Consider the following 16,956-nt stretch of genomic DNA (forward strand, 5'->3'; position numbering starts at 1 on the left):
GGAATAAAGAATTCCAGGAAATGGGCGGTCCCCGAACGTCCGCGCCTCGGGCCGCGCGGGCGGCGCACGCCCCCTCGGCAACTGAAAGTCCGAACGGAGCGGGTCTGCCGGCAGTTCTTTGCGCCCTTTGCAAAAACGAAAATCTCCTCACAAAATCAATCTGTTGACGTGACCCGGTCGCCGCCGTCGCGGTTACGCCGCAGCGTTTTGGGCTTTACAATTCCTCGGCAATCGCGCATGTGAACGACTTCCGCGATATTTCGCCGCACCTCCAGTCCTCTGCTTGAATCTTGGCATAATGAATACCAGGATGCGGGCAGCGCATGCATAAAAATGATCGGCGCGTTCGGGAGGGTTTTTATGACGGACATGGTGCAGTCAACAGCGGCCCCAAGTGCCGCGCGCGTCAGCGATGCTTATCGCTGGGCGCAATTGGCCATCGGCGTAGGCGCGATGGTGATGATCGCCAACTATCAATACGGCTGGACGTTCTTCGTCCCCGACATCCAGAAGAAGTTCGGCTGGGATCGCGCCTCGATCCAATGGGCCTTCACCCTGTTCGTTTTGTTCGAGACCTGGCTCGTGCCGGTCGAAGGCTGGTTCGTCGATAAATACGGCCCGCGTATCGTGGTGCTGGTCGGCGGCCTGCTCTGTGCCATCGGCTGGGCGATCAACGCGCAGGCGACAACGCTCAACGGCTACTATCTCGGCATGATCATCGCGGGCATCGGCGCCGGCGGCGTCTACGGCACCTGCGTCGGCAACGCGCTGAAGTGGTTTCCGGACAAGCGCGGTCTTGCCGCGGGCATCACGGCCGCAGGCTTCGGTGCAGGCTCTGCGCTGACCGTCGCGCCGATCCAGGCCATGATCAAGGACAGTGGCTTCCAGACCACCTTCCTCTATTTCGGCCTCGGGCAAGGCATCATCATCTGCCTGCTCGCCTTCTTCCTGCTGGCGCCGAAATCGGGCCAGGTGCCGAACGTCGTGGTCAATGCCGCGCTGCTCCAGTCTCGGCGCAACTACCAGCCGACCGAGGTGCTGCGCCAGCCGATCTTCTGGCTGATGTACTTCATGTTCGTGATCGTCGGCGCCGGCGGCCTCATGGTGACGGCGAACCTGAAGCCGATCGCGGCCGACTGGAAGGTCGACAACGTGCCGGTCACGCTGATGGCGGTGACGATGACGGCGGTGACGTTCGCGGCGACAATCGACCGCGTGCTCAACGGCCTGACGCGTCCGTTCTTCGGCTGGATCTCCGACATGATCGGCCGCGAGAACACGATGTTCATCGCCTTCGGCATGGAAGGGATCGGCATCTGGTTTCTCTACCTCTGGGGCCACGATCCGATCTGGTTCGTGCTGCTCTCGGGCTTCGTGTTCTTCGCCTGGGGTGAGATCTACTCGCTGTTCCCCTCGACCTGCACCGACACGTTCGGCGCCAAGTTCGCGACCACCAATGCCGGCCTGCTCTACACCGCGAAGGGCACCGCCGCGCTGCTGGTGCCGATCGCCAACTACATGCAGCAGTCGTCGGGCACCTGGGACAGCGTGTTCATCATCGCGGCAGGCGCCAACATCCTGGCTTCGCTGCTGGCGATCGTGCTGCTCAAGCCCTGGCGCAAGGTCGTGGTCGCGAAATCGACCGTCTGACCCGCTCCACCACAGTTCACTGAGCATGACGCCCGGCCTCACGGCCGGGCGTTTTCGTTTGATGCGAAGACACTGCGATGCCGTGGAGAGCGGCTGGAACCCGCGCATTTTGTTGGACGGGGAGCCAAGATAAGGCTTGCAATCTGGAATATGGTATACCAAGCTCCGCGCCGCGCTTGCGACGATAAGCCACAACATTTGCGACACTGGGTCATCTTGCAATCCCACGTCGCAGTTAATCAGCGCGTTGGGAGGTTCTTGATGATTTCCAGCTTGGACGGCGCCGTCACGGCCGCGCCTCTTCGCACCGGTTTCCGCTGGCTCCAGCTCGTGATGGGCATCGTCTGCATGGCGATGATCGCCAATCTGCAATACGGCTGGACGCTCTTCGTCGATCCGATCGATGCGGCCCATCATTGGGGACGCGCCGCGATCCAGCTCGCTTTCACCATCTTCGTCGTCACCGAGACCTGGCTGGTGCCGGTCGAAGCCTGGTTCGTCGACAAATACGGCCCGCGCATCGTGGTCATGTTCGGCGGCGCGATGATCGCGCTCTCGTGGATTCTCAACTCCTACGCCGATAGCCTCACCCTGCTCTACGCCGCCGCGATCATTGGCGGCATGGGCGCGGGCGCGGTGTACGGCACCTGCGTCGGCAACGCGCTGAAATGGTTTCCCGACCGCCGCGGCCTCGCAGCGGGCGCGACCGCCGCCGGCTTCGGCGCCGGCGCCGCGCTCACCATCGTGCCGATCGCGAGCATGATCGTTTCGAGCGGCTATCAGCACGCGTTCCTCACCTTCGGCATCGGCCAGGGCCTGATCGTGTTCGTGCTCGCCTTCTTCATCCAGCCGCCGCGGATCTCGATTCCGCCGAAGAAGAAGCAGCTCAATTTGCCGCAGACCAAGATCGACTTCACCCCGCCACAGGTGCTGCGGACCCCTATTTTCTGGGTGATGTATCTCGTTTTCGTCATGGTCGCTTCCGGTGGCCTGATGACCGCGGCGCAGATCGCCCCGATCGCGCACGACTTCAAGATCGCCGACACGCCGGTCACCCTCGCCGGCTTCCAGATGGCGGCACTGACCTTCGCGATCTCGCTCGACCGCATCTTCGACGGTTTCGGACGTCCCTTCTTCGGCTGGGTCTCCGACACGATCGGCCGCGAGCCCACCATGTTCATCGCCTTCGGCACGGCGGCGGTGATGCTGCTGGCGCTGTCGGCCTATGGCCACGTGCCCGTCGTCTTCGTACTCGCTACCGCGATCTATTTCGGCGTGTTCGGCGAGATCTACTCGCTATTCCCCGCGACCTGCGGCGACACCTTCGGCTCGAAGTTCGCGACCACCAACAACGGCATGCTCTACACCGCCAAGGGCACAGCATCCCTGCTCGTTCCGCTCGCCAGCGTGATCTCGACCGCCTATGGCTGGAAGGCCGTGTTCGTAGTCGCAGTGGCGCTGAACGCGACGGCGGCGCTGATGGCGTTGTTCGTGATCAAGCCGCTGCGCCGCTCCTTCATCCTCGGCAAGGAAGCCGAGAGCGCTGACACCGCAACCGGCAACGCCAAGACCGAGACGGCGTAAGCCACCAACGCGTTTTGCAGGGCTTGAGAAGGGGCGCAGCGATGCGCCCCTTTCTTTTTTGCACGCGGCAAACGTCAGCATTGCTGCCGCAAGATTTTTCGGATCAGCCAAATCCAGCGCTTGACGATTGGCATTATGTATACCACACTTGCCCCTGTCATTCACCCAGGGAGGTTGCAATGCTGGTCGGAGACATTCTGCGCAAGAAGACGCCGCGCGTTGTCACGGTGCGAATGAACGAAACGGTGGGTATCGCCGCCAAGCTGATGCGCGCCAACAACATCAGCGCGCTGGTCGTGAAGGACGTGGTCCGCTCCGAAGGCAACACCGCGGTCGGCATGTTCACCGAGCGTGACGTGGTGCGCGCCGTCGCCGAGCACGGCGCGGCCGCCGTCAACGTCAAAGTCTCGCAGCTGGTCTCGGTGCAGCAGCTCGTGTCCTGCACCTCCTCGGACACGATCGAGCATGTCCGGCACCTGATGAACCGTCATCACATCCGCCATTTGCCCGTGATCGACGATTACAGCCTCGTCTCGGTCATCAGCATGCGCGACATCGCCGCTGCCGTTGACGAGGCCACCAACTCGACGCCGCAAGCAGCCTAAAGCGGCAAGCCTTCCCCTGCGACTACCGGCCCCGGCTCGGATCCTTCCGAGCCGGACCGGATCTTTCGTCCCAAATTCCGGCTTCTGCTCCTTCGAGGACTTCATGAAGATCTGCATCTACGGCGCCGGCGCGATCGGCGGTTATCTCGGGGTTCAGCTCGCGCGCGCGGGCGCCGATATCAGTCTGGTCGCACGCGGCGCTCACCTTGCCGCGATGCGCGAGCGCGGCCTCTCGCTGCTCGCAGGCGAGGAGAAGCACATCGTGCATCCGCGCTGCACCGACGATCCCGCCGAGCTCGGCGTGCAGGATTACATCATCATCACGCTGAAGGCGCATTCGATCACCGGCGTGATCGAGAAGATGCAGCCGCTGCTCGGGCCTCACACCCGCATCGTCACCGCGGTCAACGGCATCCCCTATTGGTACTTCTACAAGCACGGCGGCCAATACGAGAATTCGACGCTGGAGAGCATCGATCCCGGCGGCCGGCAGTGGCGCGAAATCGGCGCCGAGCGCGCCATCGGCTGCATCGTCTATCCCGCCACCGAGATCGAGGCGCCCGGCGTGATCCGCCACGTCTACGGCAACAATTTTCCGCTCGGCGAGCCCTCGGGCGAGATCACGCCGGACGTACAGCGCCTCGCCGATCTCTTCGTCGCAGCCGGGCTGAAAGCCCCGGTGCTCGACCGCATCCGCGACGAGATCTGGCTGAAGCTGTGGGGCAATGTCTGCTTCAATCCGATCAGCGCGCTGACCCATGCAACGCTCGACGTGATCTGCACCGATCCGGCGACGCGCGCGCTGTCGCGCGCGATCATGGTGGAGACGCAAGCCATCGCCGAAACGTTTGGCGTCAAATTCCGCGTCGATGTCGAGCGCCGCATCGAGGGCGCCCGCAAGGTCGGCGCACACAAGACCTCGATGCTGCAGGATCTCGAGCGCGGCCGCCCGATGGAGATCGACCCGCTCGTCACAGTGGTGCAGGAGATGGGCCGTCTCACCGGCATCGCCACGCCCGCGCTCGACTCGGTGCTCGCGATGGTGACCCAGCGCGCCCGCATCGCCGGCCTCTATGACGGCGTCTCGACACCATCAGATCCTCGCGCACTGGCGGTGGCGTGATGGCGGGCGAGATGAAACAGTGGCTGCGCTTCCGCCACGCCGGTGCGACCGGCTTCGGCATGCTGACGTCGTCAGGCATCAGCGTGCACGAGGGCGAGATGTTCGGCCACCATGCGGCCACCGGCAAGGCTCTGGCGCTGTCGGACGTCGAGCTGCTCGCGCCTTGCGTACCCAGCAAGATCGTCGCTCTCTGGAATAATTTCCACGCGCTCGCCGCCAAGCTGAACCAGCCCGAGCCGCCGGAGCCGCTCTATCTGCTGAAAGCCACCACCAGCATCACGACGCCCGGCGCGGTGATCCGCCGCCCCTCTTATTACGACGGCAAGACCACTTACGAGGGCGAGCTCGGCATCGTCATCAGCAGGACCTGCGCCCGCGTCTCCCCTGGTGAAGCGGACAGCTTCATCTTCGGCTACACCTGCGTCAACGACATCACCGCCAACAACATCCTGACCAGCGACCCCACCTTCCCGCAATGGGCCCGCGCCAAGGGCATCGACGATTACGGCCCGTTCGGACCCGTTATCGCCACCGGCCTCGATCCGGCCAAGCTCGTGGTCCGCACCATCCTCAATGGCGCGGAGCGGCAGAACTATCCGATCTCGGATATGATCTTCAGCGCGCAGGAGCTGGTCAGCAGAATCTCCCATGACATGACCCTGCTCCCCGGCGACCTCATCGCCGTCGGCACCTCGGTCGGCGTCGGCGTGATGAAGGAGCCGGTGAACATCGTGACCGTCGCGATCGACGGCATCGGCGAGCTGACCAACGAGTTTCGGCTATAGCGGCAGGCACCGTCCCGTAGCGTAGCCGGATGAGTGAAGCGCCATCCGGGATCACGCTCTTCCGCGAACGTTTCCCGCATATCGCTTCGCTCATGCGGGCTACAAATAAAGGGGCGGGCGTAAGATGGGTAGAGCATAGCGAAACCCATCATCTCTCCTCAGCGAAGCGGCTGATGGGTTTCGCTTCGCTCTACTACGGGCTACGGACAGCCATCACGCAGCTCCGAAACATCCGTACACATCACATCTCCGCGCGCCCGACATATGCCGCCAACATGTCCCGCGCTCGCCGCAACTTGGACGCATTCGGCCGCCCTTCTGTGAGGCGTGTCTGGGGGCACGGCATCGCCGTGTTTGGACCAAACCTGCTAGGGGTATGACTGTGAAGAAGATTGTAATTGCTCTGGGTGCCACGCTTGCTCTGGTGACGGCTGCGAACGCTGCGGATCTGCCGCGCCGCCAGCCCGTGCCGGTCTATCCGGCTGAGCAGGCTCCGATTGGCAAGATGCCGATTGGCAAGAGCCCGGTTGGAAAGGCCCCGATCGGCAAGGCGCCCGGCCCGGTCGCAGCGCGTTACTGACGCGCAATACGATACGCATCTCGCGTAAAGCGGCTGAGAGTCGAGGGGCAACAGCGTGACGTACAAACCTGATCGATCCGGATCCTGCATCCTCGCGGGCTTCGCGCTCGCGGCCATGATCGCATGCACGATGCCCTCGGCCTCGGCCCATGAAGCGAACAAGCGCGTTGCCGATGCGAACGCGCTTGCTACGAACGACACCGCATCACGACCGGCGCCGCAAGCGACGCGGCGTCCCGTCGCGCGTGCGGAGAAAGGTCCGTACTACGTCGACTTCCGGGCACGAACCGCCGCAAGCTGGGGCCACGCCTTCGTCTGGTACGGCAAGACCAGCGAGCGTGCCGTCGAGGTCGCGGGCCTCACGCCCGCGGGCGACACGCTTGCTTACGTGCTCGGCCACATCACCTTTGTGCCCTCCGAGACCGGCGCGAGCTACGGCGATCTCGATCCGGAATATCTGACCGCGAGCTATCGCGTGTACCTCAACGAAGCCGACGCCAAGCGCGTATTCGCCTATATCAAGAAATTGCAGGCGAACTCGCCGGTGTGGAACGCCGAGACCGCCAACTGCACCGGCTTCATCGGCGACATCGCCGAATTCATGGGATTGCAGGTCCCCAACCGCTGGCAGCGCCCGGAAAACTTCGTCAACCGCCTCAAGGAAATGAACGGCGGCCGCCAGATGGTGCGGCTGTCGGCGGAGTAGTTCTTCGGTCCATACTCGGTGTCATTGCCCGCGAAGGCGGGCAATCCAGTATTCCAGAGGCTGCGAAGCTAGAGCCGAAACGCCGCGGCGTACTGGATGCCCCGGTCAAGCCGGGGCATGACGACGGCGTATGAGGAAGGAGCTTGCGCCGTCAGGTAGCGACGCAATCCAATTATCCGCCCCGCGGAATCCCCCTCGTCCCCGCATGATCGCCCCACCCCAATCGCACGCCCCGCTGATAGACTTTTGCCGGCCCGGGCGGCATCCTGACGCCAACACGCGATAACGGAGCGCCACACCGGCGGGGAAACAGAGCATGTTGCAGACACGGTTCACCAAACTCGTCGGCGTCGAGCATCCGATCGTCCAGGGCGGCATGCAATGGGTCGGGCGGGCCGAGCTGGTCGCCGCGGTCGCGAACGCAGGGGCGCTCGGCTTCATCACCGCGCTGACCCAGCCGACGCCGGGGGATCTGACCAGGGAGATCGCGCGCTGCCGCGACCTCACCGACAAGCCCTTTGGCGTCAATCTCACCATCCTGCCCGCGATCAAGCCGCCGCCTTATGCCGAATACCGCGCCGCCATCATCGAGAGCGGGATCAAGGTGGTCGAGACCGCCGGCAACAAGCCGCAGGAGCATGTCGACGAGTTCAAAAGGCACGGCGTCAAGGTCGTGCACAAATGCACCAGCGTGCGGCACGCGCTCTCGGCCGAACGCATGGGCGTCGACGCCATCTCGATCGACGGCTTCGAATGCGCCGGCCACCCCGGCGAGGACGACACCCCCGGCCTGATCCTGATCCCGGCCGCCGCCAACAAGGTCAAGATCCCGATGATCGCCTCCGGCGGCTTTGCCGACGCCCGGGGCCTCGTCGCCGCGCTGGCGCTCGGTGCCGACGGCATCAACATGGGCACGCGCTTCATGGCCACCAAGGAAAGCCCGATCCACCAGCTCATCAAGGAGAAGATCGTCGCCAATGACGAGCGCGAGACCGAGCTGATCTTCCGCACCATGCGCAACACCTCGCGCGTCGCGAAAAACGAGATCTCGACCAAGGTCGTCGCGATGGAGAAGGAAGGCGCCAAGTTCGAGGACATCCGCGAGCTCGTTGCCGGTGCCCGCGGCAAGATGGTCTACGCGACGGGGAATTCGGACGAAGGGATCTGGTCGGCCGGCCAAGTGCAGGGCCTGATCCAGGACATCCCGAGCTGCGCCGAGCTGGTCTCCCGCATCGTGCGCGAGGCAGAGGCGATCATCCGCGGCCGGCTGGAGGGAATGATTGCGGGCGCAGCGGCGCAAGCGGCAGAGTGATCGCTGATGTGATTTGAACACGGCGCCCGCCACCGCGAAGGTATGCTCCCTCGCCCCGCTGCGGGGAGAGGCGAAGAGCACCGCCTCCGGTTAAACCGGTTCGTCAAATGCCAGAAAGCAACTTATGAAGGCTTACGTCTACGGCCCTGATGGCGCTACGATTTCCGACGTCGCTCAACCAAAACCTAAGGGCACGCAGGTGCTGGTCCGCGTCCGCGCCTGCGCCCTCAACCGCGCCGACACCGGCATGCGCAAGGGGCACGCCCACGGCGCGGCCGGCGGCGTCGGCACCGTGCTCGGCATGGAATGGGCCGGCGAAGTCGCCGAGCTCGGGCCGGATGCGAAGGGCGTGAGGGTCGGCGATCGCATCATGGGCTCGGGCAGCGCAGCGTTTGCCGAATATACGCTGGCCGATCACGGCCGGCTGTTTCACGCGCCCTCGAACATGAATTTCGAGGAGGCGGCCACCCTGCCCGTCGCGCTCGCGACCATGCACAACGCCGTCGTCACCGTCGGCGGCGTGCAGGCGGGCCAAACCGTGCTGATCCAGGGCGCGAGCTCCGGCGTCGGGTTGATGGCGATGCAGATCGCCAGGCTCAAGGGCGCAAAGCTCGTGATCGGCTCGTCGACCGACGCCACCCGCCGCGGCCGGCTGAAGGAGTACGGCGCCGATCTCGCCGTCGATAGCTCCGATCCGAAATGGGTCGACAACGTCCTGAAGGCAACGGACGGCGAAGGCGTCGATCTCATCGTCGACCAGGTCTCGGGCAAGGTCGCCAACCAGAACCTCGCTGCAGCGAAGGTCAAGGGCCGCATCGTCAATGTCGGCCGGCTCGGCGGCACCCATGCCGACTTCAATTTCGACCTGCACGCCGCCCGCCGCATCGACTATGTCGGCGTCACCTTCCGCACCCGCACCATCGAGGAAGTCCGCGAGATTTTTGAGGAGGTTCGGAAGGATATCTGGAGTGCGGTGGAAGCGCGAAAGCTGCAGTTGCCGATCGACAAGGTGTTCGCGTTCGACGACATCGACAAGGCGTTCGAGCACATGGAGGCGAACAAGCATTTGGGGAAGATCGTCGTGACGGTGTGAGGGTGTGCTGACCGAAGTAGAGCGACCGCCCCGCACTCTCCGCTCGTCATGGCCGGGCTTGACCCGGCCATCCACGTCTTTGCCACTCGGCACGAAGAACGTGGATGCCCGGGACAAGCCCGGGCATGACGGAGAGAGGTTGACTTCGCTCCTGCAACTCACTTGCGACTACAGCTGTGGATCGTGGCTTGATGTTCACCCACGCCCTGCTAAATCCCCGCCATGACCTCCCAGCCCAACAAGACCACGGTCGCCGCGATCTCGATCTTCGCCAGCGGCGGCATGGCGGCGGCCAAGTTCGTGGTCGGGATCGCGATCGGCTCGCTGGCGCTGATCTCCGAAGCCCTGCATTCCTCGATCGACCTGGTCGCGACCATCATCACCTGGGCGGTCGTGCGGGTGTCCGACAAGCCGGCGGACGAGGAGCACCATTATGGCCATGGCAAGCTGGAGAGCATCTCCGCGCTCGGCGTCACCGCCCTGCTCTACGTGCTCGCCGGCGGCATCCTGGTCGAGGCCTATAGCCGGCTGCGCGAGGGAACCCCGCCGCCGACCATTTCGGCCGTGCCCTTTGTCGTGCTGGTGATCGACATCGCCGTCAATCTCTGGCGCGCCCGCGCGCTGCACCGCGCCGCGCAGGAGACCAGGAGCCAGGCGCTGGCCGCCGACGCGCTGCATTTCGCCTCCGATGTCATGGGCTCGTCTGCCGTGATCGTGGGCCTGGTCCTCGCCGGGCTCGGCTTCTGGTGGGGCGACGCGGCCGCGGCCGCCGCCGTCGCCGTGCTGATCGCGGCTCTCGGCCTGCGCATGGCGGGCTCGACGGTGCAGACGCTGGTCGACCGCGCGCCGGAGGGCGCCCAGGAGAAGGCCACGGCCGCGATCCGCAGCGTGCCCGGCGTGATCGATGTCGAGCGGCTGCGCCTGCGCATGGTCGGGGCGACCATGTTCATCGACACCATCGCAAAGGTGCCGCGGACCTATCCGATCGACCGCGTCGAGGACATCAAGCACAACGCGCAGGCCGCCGTCACAAGAGCGTTCGGCGACGCCGACCTCACCTTCACCGCCGTCCCCGTCGCACGCAACAACGAGACCGTGCGCGACCGCATCATGGTGATCGCGCGCAATTCCGGCCTCGCCGTCCACCACGTCACGGTGCACGACCTCGGCACCAAGCTGATCGTCGGCATCGACGTCGAGGTCGACGGCGAGATGCAGCTCGAGGCCGCCCATGAGGTCGCCAACACGCTGGAACGCAACATCCAGGAGGAATTCGGCGAGGACGTCGAGGTCGACGTCCATATCGAGCCGCTGGAACCGGAGTTGCCGTTCGGCGTCGACGCCTCGCCGGAACGGGTGCAGACAATTGCCGCCGCGCTGGCCGAGTTTGCCGGCGAGGGCGAGATCCACGACATCCACAATGTGCGCGTCCGCAACACCGACGCCGGCGAGATCGTCAACTTCCACTGCCGCGCCGCGCCGTCGATGAGCGTGATCAGGGTGCACGAGCATGTCGACGCGATCGAGCGCGCATTGCGGCGCGCGTTCCCGAGCGTGAAGCGCGTCATCAGCCACGCCGAGCCGCCGCGCGCGTGACTTAGTGCGCCAGGAGTCACACGTTCTCGTTTCGGACTCCTCACGCACGTGAGTTTGCGGACTCTCGATGCGCAAACTGCGCGTTGGATAAGAATAATTTCGCGTTAACAATTCGTTGACTCTCGACAGCCCGCGAAAACTGGATTCAAATCGGTGTGATTCGAAAGCGACGTGGGGCTGCTTTCGAGCCTAGTTGCAAGCAGGTTTTCAGGGGGCCGAAGGCATGTCGCGTGCAGACGCCGCGAACGCGTGCGTCCAATCCGATTCGATCAAGGGATTGGCGCAATCGATCGCGAAACCTGCCTATCACCGGCTACTGATCGCGGAGCCAGCGCTGCGCCGCGCCGTGCCGACGCTCATCATCGCCTTCCTGATCACGATCTGCCTCGGCGCGTTCGTGCAGGTCGTCGACCAGACGCGCCAGAAGCGGCTGGTGATCCGTCACGACATCTCGGCGCTCGCCGATTTGCTCGCCGAACGCATCGACCGCCTCACCTCCGTGCGGCAGGAGCGGCTCAAGAACATCGAGAGCCTGCCGACGCTGCTGCCTGACCTCATTCCGTCCTGGGGCACGGCCTCGGGCCGCCATGTCATCGTCACCTCGGCCGGCATCGACCGCCGTATCCTCGCCCGCATCCCGATCGAGAGCGATCCCTCCGGCAACGACCGCCTGCTCGATGCGATCACGACGGCGCAACTTATCGCGGCGCCGCCGCGCGACGGCAACATCGCCGACATGACACTGCCGAACGGCAACGCCGCGATGGCGACCTCGCGGCAGATCAAGTCGCTGCCCGGCTTCGTCACCGTGATCCAGGAACGCAACGAGCCGATCTGGGGCTCGGACGCCGCGCTCTCGGTGACGCTGTCGGCGACCACCGGCTTCGTGGTCCTGATCCTCGGCTTTGCCTTCCACTGGCAGTCGACCCGCGCCCGCGAAGGCGACCTCATCAACGACGCCGTGCGCGGCCGCATCGACACCGCGCTCAACCGCGGCCGCTGCGGCCTGTGGGACTGGGACCTGTCGCGCGGCCGGATCTTCTGGTCGCAGTCGATGTTCTCGATGCTCGGCCTCGACGGCCGCAACGAGCTCCTCACCTTCGGCGAGGTCAACGCGCTGGTGAAGTCCGACGACATCGATCTGTTCGAGATCGCCGATCGGCTCATCTCCGAGAAGATCGACCACATCGACCAGACCTTCCGCATGCAGCATGTCGACGGCCACTGGATCTGGCTCCGCGTCCGCTGCGAAAAGACGCGCGGGGCGACCGATTCCAGCGTCCACCTAATCGGGATCGCCGTCGACATCACCGAGCAGAAGAGCCTCGCCGAGAAGACTGTGGAAGCCGATCTTCGCCTGCGCGACGCGATCGAGACCATTCCGGAAGCCTTCGTGCTGTGGGACGCGAGCAACCGCCTGGTGCTCTGCAATTCGCACTTCCAGCGCTTGCACAAGCTGCCCGACACCGCCGTGATCCCCGGCACCTCCTACGAGACCGTGCTCGAGGTCGGTCGCATGCCGGAGGTGCGCACCCGCCACAACGAGACCGCGGCCCAAGGCCCGGGCGCGCGTACCTTCGAGGCGCAGCTCGACGACGGCAGCTGGCTGCACATCAGCGAGCGCCGCACCAAGGACGGCGGCTATGTCTCGGTCGGCACCGACATCACCCGCATCAAGGAGCACGAGCAGAAGCTGGTCGACAACGATTTGCGCCTGCGCGCCACCGTCATCGACCTCAAGCGCTCGCAGGCCGCGCTCGAACGCCAGGCGGTCGAGCTCGCCGATCTCGCCGAAAAGTACCAGCGCGAGAAGACCCGCGCCGAGGAAGCCAACCAGACCAAGTCGAAATTCCTCGCCAATATGAGCCACGAGCTGCGCACGCCGCTCAACGCCATCATTGGCTTCTCCGAGATCATGGGCTCGGGCATGTTCGGTGAGCTCGGTTCGGAGAAGTACCAGGAATACTGCGAGGACATCCTGACCAGCGGCCACTATCTGCTCGAGGTCATCAACGACATTCTCGACATGTCCAAGATCGAGGCCGGCCGCATGAAGCTCGACATGGAAGAGCTGGACCTGTCGCGAACGCTGGCGGAATCCCTGCGGGTCGTCACCGGCCGGGCGCAGGACAAGCACCTGACGCTCGACGCCGACATCGCCAAATCCATCTCCGTCGTCGCCGACCGCCGCGCCACCAAGCAGATCATCGTCAACCTGCTGTCCAATGCGGTGAAGTTCACACCCGACGGCGGACGTGTCGTGGTGCGCAGCCGGCAGCTCGACGACCGGATCGTGCTGATGATCGCCGACACCGGCATCGGGATCGCGCCGCATTCGCTGGCGCGACTCGGCCGCCCGTTCGAGCAGGTCGAGAGCCAGCTCACCAAGACCTATCACGGCTCGGGACTGGGCCTCGCCATCGCCCGCTCGCTGGCGCAGCTCCACGGCGGCTCGATGCGGCTGCGCTCCAAGATCGATGTCGGCACGGTGGTGCGCGTGACGCTGCCGCGCGACGCGATCAAGGCCTCCGGGATATCGGCGGCGGCTTAGAGCTTCATGTAGATCCGGCTGGCTTTAGGTTGAATCGATTGCCGCGGCTCGTTCACCTCTCCCGCTTGCGGGAGAGGTCGGCGCGAAGCGCCGGGTGAGGGCTGTCTTCTCTAGGGGATTGTCCCATTGCGGAGACACCCTCTCCCCACCCCTCTCCCGCAAGCGGGAGAGGGAGTGCACCTCCGTTGTGGCAATCAAACGTGATCTCATTGCGCTCGAGATATCTACAATTGCAGCGTCGGCGCCACTTCGCGTGCGACATTGACCAATGCCGCGATCAGCGGCGTCATCGGATCGCGCTGCGGGATCACCATGCCGATGCTGTAATTGACGTCGGGATCGACGATCGGGATCGAGCGCACCGTGTCGGACAGGCCGAGCGTCTCGGCGAGCTTGGCCGGCATCACGCTCGCCCAGCGTCCCGTCTTGACGTGCGTGAACAGCACCAGCAGCGAGTTCGACGTCAGCGTCGGTGTCGCCTCGGCACCGACCGAGCGCAGCGCGCGGTCGATGATGCGGCGGTTCTGCATGTCGGGCGTGAGCAGGCATAGCGGCACCTGCCCGACCTCGGTCCAAGTCACCGTCTCGCGGTCACCGAACATCGCATCGGGCGCGGTCAACAGGCGATAGCTCTCGTTGTAGAGCGGAATGGTCCGCACCTTGCCGATCGGCTCATTCTCGATATAGGTCAGCCCCGCATCGACCTCGAGATTTTCGAGCAGTCCCAGCACCTCGGATGACGTGGTGGACTGGATGCGGAAGCGCACCTCGGGATGCTTGGCGCGGAACGGCGTCGTCAGCGCGGCGACCATGCCGAGCACGGTCGGGATAGCCGCGATGCGGATCTCGCCGGAGAGCTGATGTTTCAGCCCGTTGATCTCGTCGCGCATCGCGCGGGCATCGCCCACGATCCGCCGCGCCCAGTCCAACGCCCGCTCGCCTTCCGGCGTAAAGCCCTGGAAGCGCGACCCGCGCTGGACCAGCATCACGCCGAGGATCTCCTCGAGCTGCTTGAGCCCGGTCGACATCGTCGGTTGCGTCACGCCGCAGACCTCCGCCGCGCGTCCGAAATGCCGCTCCTTCGCCAGCGCCAGCAATAGTTCAAGCTTGTCGATCAACCGGTCGTCCCCTCGAGTTCTGTCGTGGCATGCAAGCTAGCACGCTCGCCCCCTCCCAACACGCAAAAACCGCCGGGCGGAACGGCTTTGATTGCAACCTCAAATCGATCGATAGCATCCGTCAATCGATCGGAATTCGCAATCGCAGCACGGGACAGCTTTATTGATCTTCGAATGATTCCAAATAGTTTGGGAGGAAGAAACGCTCTGGTTGAGAATGAAGAATGACAGCGGTTTATGATTGGGACGAGACGCGCGGCGCCGAGATCATCGCCGAACACGCTCAGCAGGAAGGCGCGACGCTCGTCATCCTGCATGCTCTTCAAGAGGCGTTCGGCTACGTGCCGGAGGCCGCCATCCCCATGGTGGCGCAGGCGCTGAACCTGTCACGCGCCGAAGTGCACGGCGTGTTCACGTTCTATCATGATTTCCGGCACAAGCCGGCCGGTCGCCATGTGCTGAAGCTCTGCCGCGCTGAAGCCTGCCAGGCCGCCGGCGGCGATGCGCTGGCGGCGCGCGCCGAGGCGAAGCTCGGCGTGGCGCTCGGCAACACCACGGCCGACGATCGCGTCACGCTGGAGCCGATCTACTGTCTCGGCCTGTGCGCGACCGCCCCGTCTGCGATGCTCGACGGCCGCCTCATTGGCCGGCTCGACCAGAAGCGCCTTGATGCGCTGGTTGCGGAGGCACAGCGATGAGCATGCGTCTCTACGTTTCACGTGATGCCGGTGCGGTTGCTGTCGGCGCTGACGAAGTCGCGCTGGCGCTGGAGCAGGCTGCAGCCAAGCGTGGCATTGCAATCGAGATTATCAGGACCGGCTCGCGCGGCCTGTACTGGCTGGAGCCGCTGGTCGAGGTCGCGACACCGCAGGGCCGCATCGCCTTCGGCCCGGTCAGCGAGACCGACGTGCCCTCCCTGCTCGATGCGCTGGCCAGCAACACGCCGCATCTGCTGCGGCTGGGGGCGACCGACGAGATCCCCTGGCTGAAGCGCCAGACCCGCCTTACCTTCGCCCGCTGCGGCGTGATCGATCCGCGCTCGCTCGACGACTACCGCGCCCATGGCGGCTACAAGGGCCTGGAGCACGCGCTGTCGCTCGGCACGGATGCTATCCTGAATGAAGTGACTGCGTCCGGCCTGCGCGGCCGCGGCGGCGCGGGCTTTCCGACCGGCATCAAATGGAAGACGGTGGCGCAGGCCAAGGCCGACCGCAAATTCATCGTCGGCAACGCCGACGAAGGCGACAGCGGCACCTTCGCCGACCGCATGATCATGGAAGGCGATCCGTTCCTGGTGATCGAGGGCATGACGATCGCCGGCATCACCGTCGGCGCGACCAAGGGCTACATCTACATCCGCAGCGAATATCCGCACGCGGTCGAGGCGATGAATGCCGCCATCGCGGCGGCGAAGCGCGGCGGCTATCTCGGCGCGAACATCGGCGGCTCGAAGCAAGCCTTCGATCTCGAGGTGCGTGTCGGCGCTGGCGCTTACGTTTGCGGCGAGGAGACCTCGCTGCTGGAAAGCCTCGAAGGCCGCCGCGGCATCGTGCGCGCCAAGCCGCCGCTGCCGGCGCATCACGGCCTGTTCGGCAAACCGACCGTCATCAACAACGTGCTGTCGTTCGCCGCCATCCCCTTCATCCTCGCCGAAGGCGCCAAGGCCTATGCGGATTTCGGCATGGGCCGCTCCCGCGGCACGATGCCGATCCAGCTCGCCGGCAACATCCGCTACGGCGGGCTGTTCGAGACCGCCTTCGGCGTGACGCTCGGCGAGCTCGTCGACGATATCGGCGGCGGCACGTTCACCGGACGGCCGGTGCGCGCGGTCCAGGTCGGCGGCCCGCTCGGCGCCTATTTTCCCCGCGCCCTATTCGACACGCCGTTCGACTACGAGGCCTTCGCCGCGCGCGACGGCCTGATCGGCCATGGCGGCATCGTCGTGTTCGACGACAGCATCGACATGCGCAGGCAGGCGCGCTTCGCCATGGAGTTCTGCGCCGTCGAATCCTGCGGCAAGTGCACGCCGTGCCGGATCGGCTCGACCCGGGGCGTCGAGACCATCGAGAAGATCATCAACGGCGAGCGCGTGAGCGAGAACCTCGCCCTCGTCGAAGACCTCTGCAACACCATGAAATTCGGCTCGCTCTGCGCGCTCGGCGGCTTCACGCCCTACCCCGTGCTCAGCGCATTGAAGCACTTCCGGGAGGACTTCGTCCCGGCGCCGACCACGCTTCAGGCCGCGGAATAGGA

14 protein-coding genes are annotated in these 16,956 nt (G+C 64.9%); 13 read left to right on the forward strand and 1 reads right to left on the reverse strand.

Annotated features, from left to right (window positions below; all coding sequences use genetic code 11):
- Positions 1-360 precede the first annotated feature (360 nt).
- The 11 genes from oxlT (ACSKB8_RS38760) to ACSKB8_RS38810 all read left to right on the forward strand — a co-directional run bounded on the left by oxlT (ACSKB8_RS38760) (position 361) and on the right by ACSKB8_RS38810 (position 13,585).
- A complete protein-coding gene (gene oxlT / locus ACSKB8_RS38760; RefSeq protein ID WP_438109705.1) occupies positions 361-1,650 on the forward strand; it encodes an oxalate/formate MFS antiporter in 1,290 nt (429 codons plus the stop codon).
- Positions 1,651-1,911: 261 nt separating this feature from the next.
- Complete coding sequence (gene oxlT / locus ACSKB8_RS38765; protein ID WP_370990844.1) at positions 1,912-3,234, forward strand: oxalate/formate MFS antiporter; 1,323 nt, start codon at positions 1,912-1,914, stop codon at positions 3,232-3,234.
- 179 nt (positions 3,235-3,413) lie between these two features.
- Entirely contained in the window at positions 3,414-3,839 is a 426-nt protein-coding gene (locus tag ACSKB8_RS38770; protein WP_091892232.1) for a CBS domain-containing protein, read from the forward strand.
- 103 nt (positions 3,840-3,942) lie between these two features.
- Positions 3,943-4,962, forward strand: coding sequence for a 2-dehydropantoate 2-reductase (locus ACSKB8_RS38775; RefSeq protein WP_438109708.1), 1,020 nt, complete (start codon positions 3,943-3,945; stop codon positions 4,960-4,962).
- Positions 4,963-4,973: 11 nt separating this feature from the next.
- Positions 4,974-5,747 (forward strand): fumarylacetoacetate hydrolase family protein, encoded by a 774-nt coding sequence (locus ACSKB8_RS38780; protein ID WP_438109710.1) that lies wholly within the window; start codon positions 4,974-4,976, stop codon positions 5,745-5,747.
- Between the two features lie 376 nt (positions 5,748-6,123).
- A complete protein-coding gene (locus ACSKB8_RS38785; protein WP_061020029.1) occupies positions 6,124-6,327 on the forward strand; it encodes a hypothetical protein in 204 nt (67 codons plus the stop codon).
- A 55-nt stretch (positions 6,328-6,382) separates the two neighbouring features.
- Complete coding sequence (locus ACSKB8_RS38790) at positions 6,383-7,033, forward strand: hypothetical protein (protein WP_370990840.1); 651 nt, start codon at positions 6,383-6,385, stop codon at positions 7,031-7,033.
- Positions 7,034-7,349: 316 nt separating this feature from the next.
- Positions 7,350-8,345 (forward strand): NAD(P)H-dependent flavin oxidoreductase, encoded by a 996-nt coding sequence (locus tag ACSKB8_RS38795; protein WP_438109713.1) that lies wholly within the window; start codon positions 7,350-7,352, stop codon positions 8,343-8,345.
- Between the two features lie 124 nt (positions 8,346-8,469).
- On the forward strand, positions 8,470-9,438 hold the full coding sequence (locus tag ACSKB8_RS38800; RefSeq protein ID WP_438109715.1) for a zinc-binding dehydrogenase: 969 nt from the start codon (positions 8,470-8,472) through the stop codon (positions 9,436-9,438).
- A 222-nt stretch (positions 9,439-9,660) separates the two neighbouring features.
- Positions 9,661-11,034, forward strand: coding sequence for a cation-efflux pump (locus tag ACSKB8_RS38805; RefSeq protein WP_438109717.1), 1,374 nt, complete (start codon positions 9,661-9,663; stop codon positions 11,032-11,034).
- Positions 11,035-11,257: 223 nt separating this feature from the next.
- Positions 11,258-13,585 carry a PAS domain-containing sensor histidine kinase gene (locus ACSKB8_RS38810; protein WP_438109719.1) on the forward strand — a complete coding sequence of 776 codons (2,328 nt, stop codon included), beginning with the start codon at positions 11,258-11,260 and terminating at the stop codon, positions 13,583-13,585.
- A 224-nt stretch (positions 13,586-13,809) separates the two neighbouring features.
- On the opposite strand, the gene ACSKB8_RS38815 is transcribed toward ACSKB8_RS38810, so the two are convergent.
- Positions 13,810-14,703 carry a LysR family transcriptional regulator gene (locus ACSKB8_RS38815; protein ID WP_128934918.1) on the reverse strand — a complete coding sequence of 298 codons (894 nt, stop codon included), beginning with the start codon at positions 14,701-14,703 and terminating at the stop codon, positions 13,810-13,812.
- 224 nt (positions 14,704-14,927) lie between these two features.
- Between ACSKB8_RS38815 and ACSKB8_RS38820 the strand changes: the two genes are divergently transcribed.
- Both ACSKB8_RS38820 and ACSKB8_RS38825 read left to right on the forward strand, forming a co-directional pair.
- Entirely contained in the window at positions 14,928-15,401 is a 474-nt protein-coding gene (locus tag ACSKB8_RS38820; RefSeq protein WP_128934919.1) for a formate dehydrogenase subunit gamma, read from the forward strand.
- Positions 15,398-16,954: a formate dehydrogenase beta subunit gene (locus ACSKB8_RS38825; RefSeq protein ID WP_438109722.1), complete on the forward strand. Its 1,557-nt coding sequence runs from the start codon at positions 15,398-15,400 to the stop codon at positions 16,952-16,954. The genes ACSKB8_RS38820 and ACSKB8_RS38825 overlap by 4 nt, the downstream gene beginning before the upstream one ends.
- The last annotated feature ends 2 nt before the right edge of the window (positions 16,955-16,956 follow it).

The organism is Bradyrhizobium sp. BR 1432, assembly GCF_051547705.1.
GTDB lineage: Bacteria > Pseudomonadota > Alphaproteobacteria > Rhizobiales > Xanthobacteraceae > Bradyrhizobium > Bradyrhizobium zhanjiangense.